This window comes from bacterium, from assembly GCA_040757115.1.
GTDB lineage: Bacteria > UBA9089 > CG2-30-40-21 > CG2-30-40-21 > SBAY01 > JBFLXS01.
Window position 1 is genome coordinate 1 of the sequence record JBFLYA010000261.1, and the last position, 5,215, is coordinate 5,215.

Consider the following 5,215-nt stretch of genomic DNA (forward strand, 5'->3'; position numbering starts at 1 on the left):
AAGTTCTTTCTTCTAAATCATATTGTTTGGAATTTTGAATTTTGGTCATTGGAATTTATTTGTATTTTGGAATTTGTGATTTGGAATTTTGCCACTCACTCCGCTCTCCTGCAATCTCTAATCTCCCATTCATAGTTTATCCTTGCTTACCTCATCTTGTTACCCAACTTGTGGGTAAGGATTAGACCCCCGCCAGCGGGGGACAACGGCCAATCAATCACTTGAATGGCGACAGAGCACTAGTATAGCGTTCTCTAAGTAGATATAACAAATATTATAGTAAGTATTAACCAAAAGTTCACATTAGGATTGTTGATAGTTGATATTTGCATTAAACTCCTTGTGGAATATTTCGCACCGGTATATCTTTCTATATTTTATAAATCTTGCTCCGATGTTCAATAGCATAAACAGTGATTATTTGAGAAGAATGTTCAATTGAATATATTATTCGCCAATCACCAACCCTCAGTTTATACTTACCTTTAAATTTCCCTGTTAGTGGTTCACTGATAATATGTCCTATATTTTGACAAAACCATTCTATCTTTATCAACAATCCGTTTTGCAATAGTTTTATCAATGCAAGATAAATCTTCTTCGGCTTGAGGTGTAAATTCAACTTTGTACATCAAACCAACCCGAGTTTTTTCTTCACATCTTCAAAGGGAACTCTTTCTTTAGATGCGATTGAGTTTTCCAATCTTTGAACAAATTCGTTTTGTAATTCAAGCCCATAGTCAGGATCAAAGAATCCCTTAAATTTTTCTTCAATTACCTCACCCATTAACACCTTGAACTCTTCTTTGCTTAAATCGGCTACTTTCATAAAATTTCTTCCTTCTTAAATAAGTAGTATTGTCAAAAATTTCAGTTCAAATTTTCCTTATATATTTGTATTTTCAAGTAATTCTGTCCACTCAACTTTCCACCCTTGTTCCTTTCTGACTAACGACAGAGTTGAGCGGCGTGCGTTAGCACATCCACTCCAACGACTTGTTGAACAAAGCCACTTTGTGGCAGTTTTTTTGACAGCTTTGTAGAGTTATTTTAAGTTTATCATATTAGGATATTTGATGTCAAGAAGAAAAAGATACATTTTCAGGAAAATTGTAACTATTCAGCCACGGATTAGCACGGATAAATAGCAGAAGGCAGAGAGCAGAGGACAGAGAGCAGAAGGCAGAGAGCAGAAGGCAGAGAGCAGAGGACAGAGAGCAGAAGGCAGAGGACAGAAGATAGAGGTCAGAGGTGGGTTGTCCCCCGCTGGCGGGGGTTGGGGGGTGGAAATTTCCTCCAGTGGCAGAGAATCAAGAAGGATAGAAAATAAAAGTCAGAAAGAGAAAAACCCTTCAGCCTTCAACCTGATTACGGACACGGAAAACGGATACGATTCACGAATTTTCAGTGTTTCATCCGTGTCCATCTGTGGCTGAATAATTACTCTGGATTAAAGCGGACTATAGAAGTCTCAAAAATAGATAACTAAACCTACCAAATACAAAATAGCCTTTTATTCAAATTCCAAATAATACTCCATTGCGTTAGTTCAACCCAGAATTGTGTGTCGGCGTTACTCCACACAAATTTTTAATTCGTTAGGCAAAAGATTTGCTCCGCCGTCTTTTTCTTTACTTCTTAATCTTCTCTTTTTTGTAAATTCTATATTCGAGGTTTGCTCCTAATTTATAAAAAGGACATGGGCTGTCCTGAGTTCTAATTGAATTGGAGATGTTTTATTGAGGTTCATTTTCTTCTACTCTTCGTAGCCTTCAGTGGATTTATAACCTCCAGGAATTCAAATTGCTTAAAGTGAGCCTCATTTGTGGTGTAAATGCCTTTTATGTTATTGTCCATCATTGTGGCTACCAAAACCAGATCAAAAACGCTTTGTTTTGAAACAGAATATTTCTTGAGCAGGTTTATAACGGTCTTTAGGGTATTGCTCAATGGGAATATCTTCTTTAAGTTAACCGCTTTTTGGCAGGATTCAATAATTTCTCTTGCCTTGTCTGATTCTAATGGTGAACCAACTCTTCTGGAATCAGTAATGACCGCATAAAATTCATAGAGGACCTGATGGGATACACAGGCATTTATCTTTCCTGAAAGGACCTTTTTATCTATTATCTCCTTGGCCTTTTTATGGTAATGGCTATCTAAATCATAGGCATAAACAAGAATATTAGAATCTATCAGATAGGTAGTCGCCATAGATTGCCTTCCTATTGATGAGTTCTTCATTTATTTTACCAAGATGTCCAGTGGGAAATTGTTTCAGGACAAATGGTTTTCCCATTGCCTCATCCACCTCAATCTTTTCCTTATATCCCTGCCATGCCTTCATCTTAAGCCATTGCAGAATAACATCCCTGGGAAAGAGTATATTCTTGCCTACTTTTACTGATGGTATCTTACCTTTACTTACACTTCGATAAATGGTTAGAGGTTCCACTTCCAATATTTTTGCCATTTCCTCGACATTATAGACTATCTTTTCCATCTTTTCAAAACCTCCTTTTTATTTTCATCTGGCTACTATTATATAACATTGAATACAATAAATCCCCTGCTGTCCACGCGAGGTAGATAAGTGTCTTCATCCCCCTTGCCCCCGTCAAAAGATTCAACAACCAATAGTATCAGACTATTGCTCTGTCGCCATTCAAGTGATTGATTGGCCGTTGTCCTCCGCTGGCGGGGGTAGGGGGGTGGATTCTTCTATTTCAGATTTCATATTCCATCCCCTTAATCCCCCGCCAGCGGGGGACATCAATTGAGTAGCGACAGAGCACTAGATTAAGACACCACCCGGATTTCGGGATTCGGGGATTTTTTCATTCCCGAATCCCGAACCCCGAATCCCGCGCCCCAAACCTACACTCTTGATGCATAGACCTATCTTCGTTCGTGAAGCAGTGCCTTTCGGCTTAAACTGATTCTATCATGCTCATCAATCCCAATCACCTTAACCATTATTTCGTCTCCTTCATTAACTACATCCTCAACTTTTTTGACATGATAATCGGCTAATTGAGATATATGAAGCAATCCTTCTTTGCCGGGTAGTATTTCTACAAATGCACCGAAGGTGGTAACTCTCATCACCTTGCCGCGATAATTTTTGCCTACTTCAGCTTCTTCAATTAAATACTCAATCATCCCTACTGCTTGTGAGGTGGATTCTTTATCCGGTCCAGAGATATTTACCGACCCATCATCTTTAATATTAATTTTTGCTCCAGTAGTCTCTGTGATATTTTTGATTACCTTTCCGCCAGGGCCAATAACATCTTTAATCTTTCTCACCGGGATAGTCATCATAACAATATTAGGGGCATAGTCAGAAACCTCTTTTTTAGGTCGAGAAATAGCCTTTTCCATTTCGGATAAGATGAATAATCTTCCTTGTTTAGCCTGTTCTAATGTTGCTTTTATTATTTCATTAGTTATCCCTGGAATCTTTATATCCAATTGAATACCCGTAATGCCATTTTTCGTTCCAGCAACCTTAAAATCCATATCACCATAAGCATCTTCTAATCCGGTAATATCCGTCATTAAGGCGAAGTTGTTATTTTCTTTAACCAAGCCAATACTGATTCCTGCAACCGGGTCAGTAATTGGGACTCCCGCGTCCATTAAAGACAATGAACCACCACATACCGAAGCCATAGAAGTAGAACCATTTGATTCTAAAATATCTGATACAACCCGAATGGTATAAGGGAATTTTTCTTTAGGTGGAACGACCGGGAAAAGTGAGCGTTCGGCTAAAGCACCATGTCCTACCTCGCGTCTGCCAGGACCTCGCATTGATTTAATCTCCCCAACGCTAAACGGCGGGAAATTGTAATGCAACATAAACTGTTTGAATTTCTTCCCCTCAATGTTATCTAACATTTGTTCATCATCTGGCGTTCCTAATGTCGTTATGACTAAACCCTGTGTTTGTCCTCTGGTAAATAATGCAGAACCATGTGTTCTTGGTAATATCCCTACCTGACATTCTATGGGTCTGATTGAAGTAAGGTTGCGACCATCAACCCTTTTGCTATCTTTTAATATAGAGGTTCGAATAATCTCTCCACTAATAATGTCTATTACTTTACGAATTTGTGGTTCCTGTTCAGAAGAAATTGATTCAAAATGTGAAATTGTTTGGGATATAGCCTCCTTAATTTTTTTATTCCTTAAAGTTTTATCTGGAATAAACAGAGCCTCTTTAAGTAAATTAGTTGCAAATTCTCGAACCTGGCGGTCAAGTTCCTTATCAATCATAAATATAGGAACTTCCACCTTTTCTTTTCCTGCTTTTTGTCTCAAATTCTCTTGTAAATCAATAATTTGACAAATAATCGGTTGAGCAAACTCAATTGCATCTAAAATCACCCTTTCATCTAACTGATTGGCTGATGCCTCAAGCATCATAATCGTATCTTTGGTTCCTGCAACAATAATATCCAGGTCAGATTCATCTTTTTCTTGATAGGTAGGATTGACGATGAACTCCTGATTAATCCTTCCTATTCTCACGGCTCCAATGGGTGTGGTAAAAGGAATATCAGAGATATAAAGTGATGCAGATGCGCCGATGATACCAAAAATATCTGGTGGGGTATCATCTGCAGATAAAACGGTAGGAACTATCTGGACTTCATTTAAAAATCCTTCAGGAAATAGGGGACGAAGTGGACGGTCAATAAGTCTGCTACTTAAGATTTCACGCTCGGATGGTTTTCCTTCTCGTCTGAAAAATCCTCCAGGTATTCTACCCGCCGCATAAAATCTTTCTTGATACTCAACGGTTAATGGGAAAAAGTCCGTTTCTTTATCTACCTCTGGACTTACAACTGAGGTAACTAAAACAGAAGTGTCTCCACATTTTACCCAGACACCACCGTTGGCTTGTTTAGCTACCTTCCCTGTTTCTAATGTCAGGTTTTTCTTACCTATTTTGCATTCAACTGTAAACATAAAATTTTTATCCTCCTTTTTTATGTTCCTCTAAATTGCTTAAAATTATAGTATATTTTGTTAATTATGTCAAGAAAAACTTATCCTTGACTTTTTTTTTAACTCGTGATATAATCTTTTCTATGGGAGAAATTAAAAGAATAAAAGTTGGTTTAATCTGGAGAGAAAGTTTTAAGATGATGGTTAAACAGCCCAGAATTTTTCTTCCCTATTTTACTTTAATTTTGTTAGAAATTAT

At 37.8% G+C, this 5,215-nt stretch carries 6 protein-coding genes; all 6 read right to left on the reverse strand.

The genetic code is table 11. The features are described 5' to 3' along the window. Window positions 1-370: 370 nt before the first annotated feature. Window positions 371-559, reverse strand: a complete 189-nt coding sequence (locus AB1422_16505; GenBank protein MEW6620908.1) for a type II toxin-antitoxin system mRNA interferase toxin, RelE/StbE family — start codon at window positions 557-559, stop codon at window positions 371-373. Continuing rightward, complete coding sequence (locus AB1422_16510) at window positions 507-632, reverse strand: hypothetical protein (GenBank protein MEW6620909.1); 126 nt, start codon at window positions 630-632, stop codon at window positions 507-509. The genes AB1422_16505 and AB1422_16510 overlap by 53 nt, the downstream gene beginning before the upstream one ends. Further along, window positions 632-829, reverse strand: a complete 198-nt coding sequence (locus AB1422_16515; GenBank protein MEW6620910.1) for a hypothetical protein — start codon at window positions 827-829, stop codon at window positions 632-634. Before AB1422_16515 ends, AB1422_16510 begins: the two co-directional genes overlap by 1 nt. 917 nt (window positions 830-1,746) lie before the next feature. Further along, window positions 1,747-2,214, reverse strand: coding sequence for a PIN domain-containing protein (locus AB1422_16520; protein ID MEW6620911.1), 468 nt, complete (start codon window positions 2,212-2,214; stop codon window positions 1,747-1,749). After that, window positions 2,186-2,503 (reverse strand): helix-turn-helix domain-containing protein, encoded by a 318-nt coding sequence (locus AB1422_16525; protein ID MEW6620912.1) that lies wholly within the window; start codon window positions 2,501-2,503, stop codon window positions 2,186-2,188. Before AB1422_16525 ends, AB1422_16520 begins: the two co-directional genes overlap by 29 nt. Window positions 2,504-2,898: 395 nt before the next feature. Then, window positions 2,899-4,977 (reverse strand): polyribonucleotide nucleotidyltransferase, encoded by a 2,079-nt coding sequence (locus AB1422_16530; protein ID MEW6620913.1) that lies wholly within the window; start codon window positions 4,975-4,977, stop codon window positions 2,899-2,901. Window positions 4,978-5,215: the final 238 nt, after the last annotated feature.